The organism is Pseudomonas sp. AL10 (assembly GCF_029960685.1).
Classification (GTDB): Bacteria; Pseudomonadota; Gammaproteobacteria; order Pseudomonadales; family Pseudomonadaceae; genus Aquipseudomonas; species Aquipseudomonas lactis.
On record NZ_JASBQZ010000005.1, the window covers coordinates 40074 to 52661 of the forward strand.

Below are 12588 nucleotides of genomic sequence, written 5' to 3' on the forward strand. Positions count from 1 at the left end.
CGAAGCGTTCTGTTATCGTTCTAAAAGTAATTTAGTCGCTCTTATTCATCAGCCTTCTGGGGAGCAGAGAATGGACACAACTCGACGCGTACCAGGCAGAACCTACCAAGTCGCTCGTGATCCTGAGCGCCTGCTCATTGAGGCGCGAGCCGAAGCGCTCTCAGCTGCAGGCTATCCGCTGCCACATGATGATCCGGCTATGTACGCTGAGCAAAGGCTGAAAGCTGCCAGAACGGCAGGTCGTTCATCCCAGGTAGGTAGCGTTAGCGAAAACACTGCGGCTGAGCTATCCGCAAGAGAGGTATCTCAGGTACTGAGGGAGGCGATTTTCGGTCGAAGCGTTATGAGTAAGGTTGGTCATGAATCGTGGGACGAGATTTATTCCGGCCACTTCCAGATCAATGTAGATGATTGGCAGATGTCGATTTATAACGACTGCGATCAGCTGGATTACTGCGAAAAATGTATCAGCCCGGATGGGCGACACTGGTCGTTTGACTCCGGAGATCGCTTTGGTACAGACCCCATTGCACTGCTATCTGTATGGGAGCATCAGATGCTTGAGAACCTGCTGAAGGCTCTCTAGCGGTCGACTTTTAGTCGGCAACGACGACTGCCGCAACCGCGCATCTTCTAAAACATTGCCTTTAGTAATCATCCCAGTCGTCGTAATGCTCGTCGGACTCTGGCTGACCATCATCGCGCTGCAGGTCTTCAGTTATGAATTTGACACGACAAACCTTATGCCTTACCAGCGTGTCAGGCACGTACTCAATCGCAGGCGTCTGCGATGAGGGGCTGCTAAGCAAATCATCCAAGTTCGTGAAAGCAGTTCTAGGCTCGAGTGAAGCCACCACGGCATGATTAAAAAGGGTTAGGTTTGTACCTTTCCGCACTTGAGCGGATTCGAACAGCACACCGTCGAGCGGCGGGTCGAATTGTGTAGCTAGGTACTCCGCCATGACTTGTGTAACTAGGTATTCTTGTTCCTGATTCGGAAGCACCGGGACGGTAATTTTTGCGTGGAGTGTTTTCAAGAAGATGCGCCTACCCATTTGCTCTTCGTAGCTGGCTTCAAACGCACTCAACGGCCTCGCTTCGTAGGCTTCATCCAATGCAATGAAATCCAGGACGCGAACGGGTCTTGTGAGTTTGAATTCGCCGCTGACGACTCGTCCTCCTACTGGTGGGCGAAGCTCGGCAACACAGGTTTTTCGGTCAAAAGCTCCGTAAAAAGCGGCCAATCCTTTAGGGTTCATTCGGCCAGCCCCTGCGACCTCCTTGGGTGGCGGGCCAAGTTCTGCTGCAGGGTTGCTAATGATCGAGTCGTATTCTGAAGCGGAATCACAGCGCCTGGCACGAAAGAACTGATCGTCGACAAGCTCTTTGACAACGGACATTGATCCATTAGGGCTTTTGAAGGTTGAAAGCCCTCGAAACAGCCAGTCCAGAAAATCCTTGGCATGCTGACTAAAAAACCGATTTCCATGCTTCATTTCGTTCTGAAAATTCAGCCATCGAGCTTCTGCATCTCTTGGTCGAATCACTCTCCACTCATAGTTTTCCTCATCGCTGTACCTCGCTTCGCCTCCTTGCATGATGTCGTAATGGGAGCTTTCGTTCAGGTCGCAGAGCACACGCTCTACGACCGGGTCATCCTCATTCAAGCCAAGCAATTCTGCGACATGGAAGACAAGGGGATCCCCGGTCTGCTCGGTCTCAGAGCGCTTACCATTGTCATCGTACTGATCGTATATCGCTCCAGGGTGGCAATACTTCTGGAGGACATCGTCGACCATGTTGATCAGGTCATCGAATGGGATAGCCTTACGCTTTTTTAGGCAGAACGAGCACTCAGCAGTCACGCCGGTTCGCCTGATCAACCTAATGAGATAGGCTTCGTTCAAGCATTGGTGGCAGATCAGGTCTTCGTCCATGGGGCTGTGCCTAGCAGAGTTCAGATGGCGGTGATTCTAAGTCACCATAGAGGCTCGGTTCGATGAAAACCTGCTGCCCACAGGCTCTGCCCTCAAGGAGCCCGTGGGAGACCAAGTGTGGACTTGGGCTTCTTAGCCACCAAGTGTTGCAACACCATGGCTTCACAGCGTTAGCACTGACAAATGGAGTTGATTTTAAGGTTATGACCGCACCACATGCCTCGACCTACCGACGTCCCGCAGACTGGAAGCAATTCGAGCGCCTGTCTTTAGCAGTGATGAGTTGCGTCTTTAAAAGCAGGTTCGATCAGTACGGTCGGGAAGGCCAACGGCAGCATGGCGTGGATCTGTATTGTCGCCTCAAAGATGGTTCTCTCATCGCCGTTCAGTGCAAGGGACGAAATGAGAACCTCGGCAAAAATCTGACCCTGGCTCAGGTAAACCAGGCGGTTCTCGAAACAGAAGACTTTCCGTTCAAGATCGATCACTTCTTCATCCTTACCACCAGTCCGCATGACAAGTACCTGACCAATCGTGCCTTAGAGCTCACGGAAGAGCGAGCTATCGTTGGAAAGGGAACAGTGGACGTATGGGGCTGGGCGGCCCTGGAAGCTGTGATTCAAGAGAACGCCTCGCTCCAGGAGTCATTTTATCCTGACTATAAACCGAAGATTTCTCTTCGTGGCTGGTTCCTCAGGGCCGGGTTGGCTAGCTGCGTTTTCGTAGCTGCCGTCGTGGGGACTCATAAGTACCTTACCTATCAAGCCGATACAGCACAGATGAACCAAGCGACTGTCGAGGGCCTCACTGAGTATATGGATCTGAATGATCGGTTGATTCAGATCTATGAGGGTTGCCTAGGGATGCTGGACAAAGAGACCTTTGCCTTCTCATATTCTTTTCAGCAATTTTGCATCGTTCCTGTGGAAAAGACTCTGAATGCAATGGAGCATCAGGTGCAGCACGCCAGTTTGAAGATTGATATTGCTGCGATTGATCAGCTGGATGTGCTGCTCGATCTTTTGCGAGAGGATTATCGACAAGGATTGATAGCCAATCAGATGACTGATTTTTTTGAACAGGGCATCAGGGATAGCCAGAAGGCACTGTGCATTCCAAACAATTCTGACGCGTCCGCTGAACGCCTGAAGCGGCTGCGCAAGCCTGCTGACGATGCGATGAACCGGCAGCTGGAGTTCTACTTTATCCTCCGCGACTTTATCCTGCCTGGGCTTCAATCCATGCAGGCAAATGTGCTGGTCGCAGCTCGGCAAAGTAACCGCAGCGGCCTATCAGAACAGATGTTGAGTGACGCGCATCAGCTAAGCGAACTGCTGAAACAGCGCCACCAGTATCGAATGGAGGAGCCACAGCAGCCTTTCACTCTGTCTGCTGTGAAGAATTTGAGCTCCCGAGGGATAACAATATCAGGCGAAATGGACACCATTATTGAAGATGCCCGCTATGCCCACGTTTTGCTCAAGGGGATTCGAGCATCATTTCTTGGCAAGCACGAGGACGTGAGTGAGCTAATTGAATGCGGCGTCTATGTTAAGGATGCCGGAGTAAGGTTCCTCAAGGATGAGGAAGCCATCAGGGCCTCCGCTGTACCAAACGCCTGAGATGAGCAGTCAGGCTCTTGCTTACCGAGGCAGTGCATTGGTAGCACCGGTGCACAGAGGCATGCCACATGACGCAACCGCTCTTTGATTTTGACCTCAAACGCGTTTCTCGCCGGCACTACATAACTGGTAAGGCCGCAATCAATTTCCCACACCCAGGGTGCAGCACCGGTGGCTGGCATTTCCTGTCTTACTTCGACCGAGATTCGGGCGTTGCAAAGGTGTCGCTTGCAGGGATTCACTACCCAGACACCGATGTGTTTCTTGGCGACACGGGCATCACTGACGTGACCGATCAGCTCAGGAAACGTGGCTGGCCCGTCGAGGACAAAAAACTCTTCATGGCTGACCACTACAGAGCTGCAGCAGACATGGTCGTGAAATGGGCATTGAGCGAATCCAATCAGTGTAATGTCGAGGTGGCTGACTGGTTCCCCTCCCCAACGGACAGGCAAAGGCTCCTTGAGCTTTTAGATTTGGCTAAGCCAAAGCTTCTTGAGGTGGGCAGGCTGGCAAAATTGGAAGCTTGGCTCAGCTCGCAGTAGCCGCAATGCAGCAGTTTGTGCAGGAACACCACGCGCTAGCTGTAAGCTGGAGGGTAATTTCAAATTCAAGGACGACAAATGTTCCCACCGATGGCAAACCCCAATCTTGAAATCTCATCTGCGGAATTTGAGCTATTGGTCAGAGACTGGATCCTCAAACAGGGTGGTGAACTGACATCGCTTGAGGTGAAGCATGACGTGAAGGTGGAGGCCTACGACTCAACCTACCAGATCGATGTGCTGGCGAAATTCCAAGCCTTTGCGGGTGCCGAATTCATCGTCCTAATTGAGTGCAAAAAATACCGTAACGCAGTCGAGCGTGAGCTGGTTCAGGTACTCCACGACAAGGTGAGATCCGTTGGTGCTCACAAAGGCATGTTGTTCACCACAACAGGATTTCAATCCGGCGCGATAAAATACGCCAAAGCGCACGGCATAGCATTGGTGTCGATAATTGAAGGCGCAGCCACCTACGAAACTCGCTCCGCGTACCCAGTCGCGGCGCAGGATCTGGCCTGGCTGAACCTTCCAAAATTTGCACTCTGGCATGTCGACGAGAATGACGCAGGAAACATCTCAATGAAGTCACTGGGCCGTGCCAGCACGGAAATCAACGAGATGCTGGGTGATGAGACCTCGTAGCTGTCGGACTAAACACGCGAAGACATAGCCGTATAGTCATGTTCCGCAAACCGGTCTCGGCAATACTTTGTGTAGGGCTTTCGTACTCGTAATCCTTAGCTGCTCTTTGATTGGCAGTTAGCACGCTGTCTAGCAATGCCTGCCGGCAGGGGTTGAGGTGCCGTGCCATAGGTCTGGTTGTTGGCCTGCTATTCAGAGTCGATTGAGATAGTGGGGAGTTTCATTGGAGCTAAAATTTCATTCAACAGGCGCACCGCTTCAGATCTAAGCTCGTTAAGTTTTTCTGCAGTTTCCCTGTCCCGAATTTCAATTACAGAGGCATGCTCAATAATTAGCTTATCTGCTAGAGCTTTTGTTGAGATATCTCTTGCGCGCTGTAATAGTTTTGCCGCAGCGCTGAGTTGTCTTGGTTTGTTTTTTGGAACTATTGCCTGATCAATAACATGGTTGTCCCGGTCTTTTAAACACCCAGTAGCTATTGCATTTTGAGTTGCGGCCAGTGCATCAATGAAGTCTTTCGCCCTATTTTCAAGATGAAATGAAGTCCTTATTGCTGGGCGATTAAATGCCATATGTAGAAGCAGGTAGTAATGTTCGACTGGGTCGTAGGTCTGGCGGTACTTAAGCACGTTCTCATAGTATCTATACATAAGCTCTTGGTTGTTGTTCAGAAACTCAACGTAATCTTCCCAGAAGATTAGCGATACAGAAAATCCGCTTTTTTTATTTCTGTTGAACTCACGTACATATTGTTGAAGCTCCGCGTCCTTTGGCCCAGTTGTGCTGATGACAAAACGATCCAATTCAGGGAAAAAACTTCTAGCTGCATTTATTTCATCGTCGATCTCTTTTCTAGTTAGCGTGCTGGAGGGGGCATCAGCTCCAGGCTTCGTTTTCCAGATGCGTTTTTTACACTGAATACCAGTTTGTTCTTTCTGCGAGCTGTTGTATCCGGAGACGTCAACGCCTGCTTGTGCCTGGCCTTGTCGTCCATTTCTCTCCGCATAGTCATCCTTCCACACGGTTCTAGCATAGTCTAAGGTCAGTCGCTCGAAATCCTGCCAGTACGCAGGAGGCATGACATCGACGAAAACATTACCCATCAATTATTCCTTCAACTTTATATTTGGAGTGACATTGAGGCTTTGGACTGCTTAGTGCCTAATTAAAGCGAGCCGCTTTAAAGCGAAGTATCAGAATTCTCGTTGAGTATCCGCTTCCAATGACGATTCACTAGGCTAGGCGACAAGCCCAACTCCTGAGCGATCCGCGCCTGTGTCATGCCGGTTGCCTTTAGCCTCCTGACTGCGTCGAGGCTTTCAGGGTTCTGAGGCTTTCCGCGCGTCCGCCGAATTAAGGCTCCATCGGCGAATTGCTCTGCTAATAGCTCCATGCCCCCATCAGCTTCAAACGCGCGAAGCTGCTCTTGTGCATTTTTCATAAGGTCTTGATATGGCGTCCCTAGCCGTGCGGACATACACAAGGTCAACAGCGCGAGCGGATCTATCTCAAGTGCTTCAGACAGGCTTTCGAATTTCTCAAGCGTAATGCTGGTTTCACCGCGCTCCAGAGCGCTGATCTTAGACTTGGCGCTGGCATCCGAAAGCTTCTCATACCGGAAGCGTTTGTTCAGGCGTAGAGCCCTGAGGGTGCCTGCTAAGGCGATTTTGAGATGCATGGCTCTGCCAAAAGTCAGGATATAGCCATACCACTGGGTTTCAGATAAACATCAATATGAGGTATTATTGTAAAGATCGGGGCGGCTCCAGTCCCTCTCTTCAGGCCCGACGCCAACAGGGGGGAGCTGACAGCGACCACGGCCTGACAATTTATGATAAATCCTGAGGATGGAGAGATGGACGTGGATAGTCCCATTCAAGACGGTCTATTGGGCGATCCTGGTGTCAGCCTAATGGGCGCGGAGCTTTGCCTTGATGACGCCCTGCAGGCGGCAAGAAGGCACTATAAGCACCTTCCACTATGCGTCGTCGAAGAGTGGATCATCCTGGACGCCGTGGTCACTGACGCCGAGCGCGCAAAGGTAGTCGCCGCAGGCTGCCAGCCAATGTTTCTGTTTGCCCACCAGGTGGTGCACGACGAACAGAGACGATTCGAACCCGGTAACTGGGTGCGCTCCAGTATGGGCACCACCTTCAAAGAAGGCTTCCTGTTCGCCACGCGGAACTCGGTTTACGTTCTTCTCGGCCCTGGGCACCGGAAGTCGTCTTCCATCGACGCAATATTTTCCCTTTTCTGATCGTCAACCGGCCCCTGCTGGGTAGGGTGTCCGCAGCAGCTCAATGCGACGAAGCTCAGAATCATAAGTTTCGTTGGAGCACTTGGTAAGGCTTCAAGGCAACGGCTTGCGACAAGACAAAGATCCCTTCAAGTCAACTGCAGGTGCGCCTGGTGGGCCTGCTTCATACGAGAAACAAGATGTTCAGGATTTGCATGCAAGACCAGGCCGGGCCAGCCGGAATGTTTGGCGACGGCCTGGCTCACTTTCACGCTGTGTCACGATCTCTCGCAACGCACTGGTATCACGTCAGTCTCAAGCGCCGGCATGAAGGGCGATTTGTGGCCTTTGAGGAGATGATCAGCGATGAGCCTCGTCTTGTAGAACTGCTCATTGCTCAGGATGAGAACTTGGTTGTTCAGGAAGTCCAGGTCGTAACTCCTGGCTGGATGAACAAAAGCCCGAGCTGGAGGATGGAGAAGTTGAGCACCCTATCCATGGGCTTCAACCGAGTAGACGTACCGATCTGCGTCTTGGAAGTTGAAAGCGGTGAGGTGTACGTCAACACGCATCAGCGTGACCTCGATGTCGGCTCCCTGAGCGACGTGAAGGAGTTCTACCGGCGCACTGCTGCGACCACTGATATGGCTTCAGCGGCGGAGGTTGTGTAGCCATGGCCGAGATCAACACTGTTGCAGTCGACCTGCACGTGAAGCGCTATTCAGACTTTGACCTCCTTCGTATCGCAAAGGCTGTCAGCCAAGATTACGAAGGTTTGATCACTGCGTACCTCGTGAATGTGCATATCCATGCGTGCAGCGCCGTTGGCGTTGTTTTTGGCCATATCCTTGCCTTGGCGGATCCGCGATTCTCGGATGGTCGACTACTCCGGACTTCGGACATTCAGAGCGTGAAAAAGGAGGGCCGGTTTTGGGTGATCACCACTGTCAACTCCACGTACGCCATTGCGACGTTCCGTCGTGATGTAGGGCGGCGAAGCTTGCGTGAATTCCTGCGCATTGCAGGGGATCGGTACATCCCAACGCCTCGTCGGCTTCAGTAGCCATTGCATTTTTGTTTGGGCTTGCCCTGCTCCGGGGCCGGCTGTCGTAAACCAAGCTCCGCCACGGCCTTGCGGGCGTCCATCCTCAAGCCTACTGCCATCCATGGCCTGCGCGCTCCGCTTGCCATCAGTGCAGCGAGCTTGATGCCTTGGCTTTTACGTCGCTGCGAACTTTGGACACTATGAATCAAGACACTGAAGCTCTACCTGAGATCGACATCAATAAGTTCCGAGAGCGCTTCCCTCAGATGTTCTCAGACCCTGCTGTCGACGAGATTTATTGCGATCCGGGCTGGAGGGGAATCCTGATTGCGCTTTGCGAGACCATTCAGGATTACCTGAGGCGACACCCAGAGGTCACCCCGGTAAACGTCGCGCAGATCAAATCCAAGTTCGGCGAACTGCACTTTTTCTACGATGCCGGGGACGTGTACTGCAGGGGAGCAGTAGACGTTGCGATCCAGCTATCGACGAAGACCTGCTCTTATTGCGGTGCCCCAGGCAAGCTGGTGGGCAGCACCTGGGTGAATACATTGTGCTCGAGGCATGACGGCAGCACTCGGTCGAGATGCAGTGACTGACGGGTTTGCGCCCTTTTTGGAAATTGTACTGATTTCACGACCTACCTGGATCCGACTTGGAGACAACAGTGAGGCCCGCAGACGCGATACGAGGAAAGGAAGGGAAAATCCGACGTCTCATCGAGACCTATGGCTTCATTGAGCCGAAACTGTTCGGCTCAGTTGCTCGAGGTAATGATCACGAGGGGAGCGACCTTGATCTGCTCGCGACCATCCCTTCAGCGTTGGTCGGCAAGATTTCATTGTTCGATATCTTCGAACTCGAAGACGAGCTTCAGGCCTTGACGGGGGTGCCGGTCGATTTTCACGTGCACAACAACATGCCTGAGCACCTCAGGCAATCCATCGAGCGTGAGATGGTTACGCTCCAGCTGTGAACATGCTTGCGATGATCCTGGCGTCGAGCAGGGCGTGATGAGGCAGTTCTTCCCCGTCGTTCGTCGCGGTCAGGGTCGTGGTATCAGTGGAGAAATTCCTGACGTTCTTGGGCCATTTCCCATCGTGATAGGCGAGCTCGCAAAACAGCTCCCAGTCGTAGACAGGTGCGTCTGTGACAATCTCGAGCTCTTCGTCGTAGGTTGCCAGGAACCGCAGGAGAGCCGCTCTGGCCTCGATAATCGGCATGGCGTACTCACCGCCCCAGAGCTGCGGCAGTACGATGTTCTTCACGAAGTCACTGCAGTCATCAACCTGCCACGTATCCTGCAATTCAACGTAGAATTCCCGGCGATCCTGGCCAACCAGAGCCAGGGAGATCAGCTTCGCTGCTGCTGAGAGCTCGGTGAATTCGCAATCAAGAAAGAGCCTCATGCATTCAGAATCCTGTAATGACTAGACGTCGCCTGAATATAGCGCAATGACCTAAACTCGCAGCAATCTATGTCAACAAGAGATCGTGGCTAACTATTTAAGGCTAGTGCCGAGTTATCGTGCTTACCCTCTTAAGGGTTTCAAAATCATTAAGTTAGCCCCTCTAAACCAGATCAATGATCAGAGGCGTTCCATACGATCTATCAGCAATCGAGCTTCCAATACTTTCATTTTTGCACGTTTTGCTTTGACACTTTCACCTAAATGATAGTCGCAAAGGTGTCTGAATTTTTTCATTGATCGAACTCCTTCCGCCACTGACTTGGCATTTACGGTTCCGATACTATACAGTGTCGCTATAAGCGATTCATGGCTTCCAGAATTATCTATCATAACAGTGGGGAGTTTTTTCTCCTCAATAATTTCCCTGGCCTTATGATAAACGCCGTAATAAGCTCGACTACCAGCGGATCTTATGTTGATCTCGCTGGTATTGTCCGACGAGAGTGCGACTTCAGCCAGTTCTATAAAGTCCGAGCTATTTACTGTCATGGTGATTCTCCATCGGCGCAGTACCCACGCTGATATGCTCAGAGTAAGCAAAATCAAACTGGCTAGCAAGAGTGTCATAGGTGGTCAGATTTAGAAGTGCAAGTTTTTCGATGTCATCATCAATAACAACCTCATAGATAATTCCAAATTCGTTAGTTAGAACTCTAGAGGATCTCAGCATGTAGCCTGAATCATTAACTAATTTTGTGAGCATCAAAATTCGTTCGGAGATCCTTACTTCATCTAGGTTGTTTTCATTAATGTATCGGGCTGCGGGCAGAATTCCTGGCATAACTTTAACCAACTGCCTAGCGCGAGAAGGGTTAATCTCTTCAATTTTCAGCAGGATTTCATAGGCGCTTCGGTAGAAGCCAGAGCCTTCGCAGACTTCTAGGACGCTTTGCAGTCTCGTTAAATTCCCGTGAGGAAACGCAGACGTAAGCATCTCGGAAATAAGAAGTGGATTGCCGAACATCCTCCCCATGCTTGCTCTGACTATATACCACTCCGAGGTCTCGCCGTAAATATCGAAATATTTGTCGATGACAGCTTTTGCCTGTGCGGCGTCGCCTTTAACTTCATGCATGTTCGCTTGCATCAATAGCGACGGCGCTAAAAACTCGCTGCGCTCACCCAGTAACTTTATTTTATTGAATAATTTTTTCCAGCCTACCTCATTTAAGTGTCCGGCCTGCTTCTGTGCAACGCTGAACTTCACGATATCATCGCCAAGCTCGCTCAGTATTGTTTTCGGGGCTGATCCTGCCAAGGTTAATCCCTAAATATTTCATGATTGTTTTTTCGTTATGTACATCATGTTTCTGGAAGCCTTGATGTTATCATGGAGTCAAGCTTCTATGCCTTACCTAAAAAGAGCAGGGTCGTTTCACGTCACGCTGCACAAATGTAACGTAGCGTAAATTCACGTTTTTACCATCAAGCGACGTGTAGAAACCGAGAACCCGCCCGCCAAGGGGGCAAGCTCAACATAGAAGTGATGCGAATCGCCAGCTGCTAAGAGACAGTATTGTCGCCGAACGCCTCGCGAAGCAGGCTCTGTATCATCACTGAGGCAGGGCCTTCGAGAAAGTGCTCCTCACCGCTGACATCAAACCGCGCAGGGTTGATGTGAACAACGGTCGCCCCATGACCAAGTGCACGTAACGGCAGCTCTGCAGCAGGGTAAACGATGCCGGACGTACCAATCGACAGGAACACATCGCACTCCTGCGCAGCTGCGAGCGCGGTGCTCCATGCATGCTCAGGAAGCATCTCACCGAACCACACGACGCCAGGCCTAACATACCCATCACACGCACCGCATCGCGGTGGCTCAATCCGACTTCCATCCTCAGACAAGGCGTCAGAAGTGAGTGGCAAGGTATGCGCCTGCCCACAATCGATGCAGCGGGGTGAATGCAGGCTGCCGTGCAGATGGATCACACCCCGGCTGCCGGCGCGCTCATGCAGGTCATCAACATTTTGTGTCACCACGGTCAGCTTGGGCACACGATTGGCAAGCTCAGCGACAGTGAGATGAGCACCATTTGGCTGTGCCCGGAGAACCTTGTGCCGACGCCATTCGTACCATCCCCAACACAGTGCTGGATCGGCTCTGAATGCTTCGCTGGTGGCGAGCTGAGCAGGATCGAAGCGCTCCCACAGTCCCGTCAATGCGTCTCTGAAAGTCGGGATGCCACTCTCAGCTGATGCTCCCGCCCCTGTGAAGACAACGACATGCTGAGCTTTCCTTAATTGCTGGGACAGGATACTGGTGGTCATGTGTATGCTCCTTCGGGCAGGGTCTACTTTTTAGGGCGTGTGACGATCTAGGCTACACGCTCACTGGAGGAAGAATGGATCAGCCTAAGCGTGAGAGAAAGAAACCTCGAGGCACTGCGTTAACGTTGCAGGTCGGCCCGGAGGGTGCTGTATGCGTAGAGAAAGAGCTGCCAGCGGGGAAGCCCGAAATTGAACAGCACTTTGCTGAGATGTTCTGTACAGATAACCAAGGGATGCGGCCTCATTTTAAACGGTTTGGGCGTTTTGATAATCTGCTCCCCCAGAAGGAAAACGATCTCGATTTCACAGTAGACACTGACCTGGGGGTGAAGTGGCTCGAGCTCGCCGAGTTCGCTCCCATTAAAGAGGTGGGTCACTACCAGGATTCCACCGGTTTTTGGAACGGTGGTGAACTGGCAGAACTATTCAAGAAACTCGTCAAGAAAAAGAACGACAAGCTTTATGGCGGAAGCGTAATTCTTATGGTGTATGCGACCCACGATCATTTCTGGGTTCCACCACCCATTATTAGAATGATGCCGTCGTTGCTCAGAAACGAAGGGCTTACGTTGGAAGCGGTTTATATGGTCTCGCCGCATGGAACCGTCGTAGAAGCGTGGCCGGGCGATCCATCCCGTGAAGGCCCAGTGGAGTTGGGGAACGTGCGCCTTGGCGTTTAACCCATTGCCGGCAGGGCGGCGACAGGTTGATGGCCTGAGTTCGTTTGCCCAGATCTAGACCGCCGAGCACGTGCTCAGGGATAACCTCTGCGCTTTTGTTGGTTGGGAGTGCGAGGCTTTGGGGACAGATACCGTGAC

16 protein-coding genes are annotated in these 12588 nt (G+C 51.7%); 9 read left to right on the plus strand and 7 right to left on the minus strand.

Annotated features, from left to right (window positions below; genetic code table 11):
* The first annotated feature begins 70 nt into the window (after positions 1-70).
* The gene (locus QK296_RS29035) at positions 71-586 is read left to right on the plus strand and encodes a hypothetical protein (RefSeq protein ID WP_348775205.1); all 516 of its coding nucleotides are present in this window, start codon (positions 71-73) and stop codon (positions 584-586) included.
* A 61-nt stretch (positions 587-647) separates the two neighbouring features.
* On the opposite strand, the gene QK296_RS07665 is transcribed toward QK296_RS29035, so the two are convergent.
* Positions 648-1937 carry an RES family NAD+ phosphorylase gene (locus QK296_RS07665; protein ID WP_282390749.1) on the minus strand — a complete coding sequence of 430 codons (1290 nt, stop codon included), beginning with the start codon at positions 1935-1937 and terminating at the stop codon, positions 648-650.
* Between the two features lie 203 nt (positions 1938-2140).
* Between QK296_RS07665 and QK296_RS07670 the strand changes: the two genes are divergently transcribed.
* The 3 genes from QK296_RS07670 (at position 2141) to QK296_RS07680 (ending at position 4746) form a co-directional block, all read left to right on the plus strand.
* Positions 2141-3559, plus strand: coding sequence for a hypothetical protein (locus QK296_RS07670; protein WP_282390750.1), 1419 nt, complete (start codon positions 2141-2143; stop codon positions 3557-3559).
* 68 nt (positions 3560-3627) lie between these two features.
* Positions 3628-4104, plus strand: a complete 477-nt coding sequence (locus tag QK296_RS07675) for a hypothetical protein (RefSeq protein ID WP_282390751.1) — start codon at positions 3628-3630, stop codon at positions 4102-4104.
* 78 nt (positions 4105-4182) lie between these two features.
* Positions 4183-4746, plus strand: coding sequence for a restriction endonuclease (locus QK296_RS07680; RefSeq protein WP_282390752.1), 564 nt, complete (start codon positions 4183-4185; stop codon positions 4744-4746).
* 188 nt (positions 4747-4934) lie between these two features.
* Here QK296_RS07680 and QK296_RS07685 read toward each other — a convergent pair whose 3' ends face one another.
* A complete protein-coding gene (locus QK296_RS07685) occupies positions 4935-5849 on the minus strand; it encodes a hypothetical protein (protein WP_282390753.1) in 915 nt (304 codons plus the stop codon).
* A gap of 77 nt (positions 5850-5926) precedes the next feature.
* Positions 5927-6424, minus strand: coding sequence for a hypothetical protein (locus QK296_RS07690; RefSeq protein WP_282390754.1), 498 nt, complete (start codon positions 6422-6424; stop codon positions 5927-5929).
* A gap of 183 nt (positions 6425-6607) precedes the next feature.
* On the opposite strand from QK296_RS07690, the gene QK296_RS07695 reads away from it, so the two are divergent.
* The 4 genes from QK296_RS07695 to QK296_RS07710 all read left to right on the plus strand — a co-directional run bounded on the left by QK296_RS07695 (position 6608) and on the right by QK296_RS07710 (position 9003).
* Positions 6608-7003, plus strand: a complete 396-nt coding sequence (locus QK296_RS07695) for a hypothetical protein (RefSeq protein WP_282390814.1) — start codon at positions 6608-6610, stop codon at positions 7001-7003.
* 179 nt (positions 7004-7182) lie between these two features.
* Positions 7183-7653 carry a hypothetical protein gene (locus tag QK296_RS07700; protein WP_282390815.1) on the plus strand — a complete coding sequence of 157 codons (471 nt, stop codon included), beginning with the start codon at positions 7183-7185 and terminating at the stop codon, positions 7651-7653.
* A 2-nt stretch (positions 7654-7655) separates the two neighbouring features.
* Entirely contained in the window at positions 7656-8045 is a 390-nt protein-coding gene (locus QK296_RS07705; protein ID WP_282390755.1) for a hypothetical protein, read from the plus strand.
* A 649-nt stretch (positions 8046-8694) separates the two neighbouring features.
* A complete protein-coding gene (locus QK296_RS07710) occupies positions 8695-9003 on the plus strand; it encodes a nucleotidyltransferase domain-containing protein (protein ID WP_282390756.1) in 309 nt (102 codons plus the stop codon).
* Here QK296_RS07710 and QK296_RS07715 read toward each other — a convergent pair.
* The 4 genes from QK296_RS07715 to QK296_RS07730 all read right to left on the minus strand — a co-directional run bounded on the left by QK296_RS07715 (position 8987) and on the right by QK296_RS07730 (position 11770).
* Entirely contained in the window at positions 8987-9436 is a 450-nt protein-coding gene (locus tag QK296_RS07715) for a 3'-5' exoribonuclease (protein ID WP_282390757.1), read from the minus strand. The genes QK296_RS07710 and QK296_RS07715 overlap by 17 nt on opposite strands.
* 180 nt (positions 9437-9616) lie before the next feature.
* Positions 9617-9988 (minus strand): hypothetical protein, encoded by a 372-nt coding sequence (locus QK296_RS07720; RefSeq protein ID WP_282390758.1) that lies wholly within the window; start codon positions 9986-9988, stop codon positions 9617-9619.
* Complete coding sequence (locus tag QK296_RS07725) at positions 9975-10757, minus strand: hypothetical protein (protein ID WP_282390759.1); 783 nt, start codon at positions 10755-10757, stop codon at positions 9975-9977. The genes QK296_RS07720 and QK296_RS07725 overlap by 14 nt, the downstream gene beginning before the upstream one ends.
* Before the next feature lie 245 nt (positions 10758-11002).
* The gene (locus tag QK296_RS07730; protein ID WP_282390760.1) at positions 11003-11770 is read right to left on the minus strand and encodes an NAD-dependent deacylase; all 768 of its coding nucleotides are present in this window, start codon (positions 11768-11770) and stop codon (positions 11003-11005) included.
* A gap of 74 nt (positions 11771-11844) precedes the next feature.
* On the opposite strand from QK296_RS07730, the gene QK296_RS07735 reads away from it, so the two are divergent.
* Positions 11845-12450, plus strand: a complete 606-nt coding sequence (locus tag QK296_RS07735; protein WP_282390761.1) for a hypothetical protein — start codon at positions 11845-11847, stop codon at positions 12448-12450.
* Positions 12451-12588: the final 138 nt, after the last annotated feature.

What these genes read in the sequence shown, in the direction of transcription:
- QK296_RS29035 (WP_348775205.1), top strand. Translation starts at nt 71, where the DNA reads ATGGACACAACTCGACGCGTACCAGGCAGAACCTACCAAGTCGCTCGT.
- QK296_RS07665 (WP_282390749.1), bottom strand. Translation starts at nt 1,937, where the DNA reads ATGGACGAAGACCTGATCTGCCACCAATGCTTGAACGAAGCCTATCTC.
- QK296_RS07670 (WP_282390750.1), top strand. Translation starts at nt 2,141, where the DNA reads ATGACCGCACCACATGCCTCGACCTACCGACGTCCCGCAGACTGGAAG.
- QK296_RS07675 (WP_282390751.1), top strand. Translation starts at nt 3,628, where the DNA reads ATGACGCAACCGCTCTTTGATTTTGACCTCAAACGCGTTTCTCGCCGG.
- QK296_RS07680 (WP_282390752.1), top strand. Translation starts at nt 4,183, where the DNA reads ATGTTCCCACCGATGGCAAACCCCAATCTTGAAATCTCATCTGCGGAA.
- QK296_RS07685 (WP_282390753.1), bottom strand. Translation starts at nt 5,849, where the DNA reads ATGGGTAATGTTTTCGTCGATGTCATGCCTCCTGCGTACTGGCAGGAT.
- QK296_RS07690 (WP_282390754.1), bottom strand. Translation starts at nt 6,424, where the DNA reads ATGCATCTCAAAATCGCCTTAGCAGGCACCCTCAGGGCTCTACGCCTG.
- QK296_RS07700 (WP_282390815.1), top strand. Translation starts at nt 7,183, where the DNA reads ATGTTCAGGATTTGCATGCAAGACCAGGCCGGGCCAGCCGGAATGTTT.
- QK296_RS07705 (WP_282390755.1), top strand. Translation starts at nt 7,656, where the DNA reads ATGGCCGAGATCAACACTGTTGCAGTCGACCTGCACGTGAAGCGCTAT.
- QK296_RS07715 (WP_282390757.1), bottom strand. Translation starts at nt 9,436, where the DNA reads ATGAGGCTCTTTCTTGATTGCGAATTCACCGAGCTCTCAGCAGCAGCG.
- QK296_RS07720 (WP_282390758.1), bottom strand. Translation starts at nt 9,988, where the DNA reads ATGACAGTAAATAGCTCGGACTTTATAGAACTGGCTGAAGTCGCACTC.
- QK296_RS07730 (WP_282390760.1), bottom strand. Translation starts at nt 11,770, where the DNA reads ATGACCACCAGTATCCTGTCCCAGCAATTAAGGAAAGCTCAGCATGTC.
- QK296_RS07735 (WP_282390761.1), top strand. Translation starts at nt 11,845, where the DNA reads ATGGATCAGCCTAAGCGTGAGAGAAAGAAACCTCGAGGCACTGCGTTA.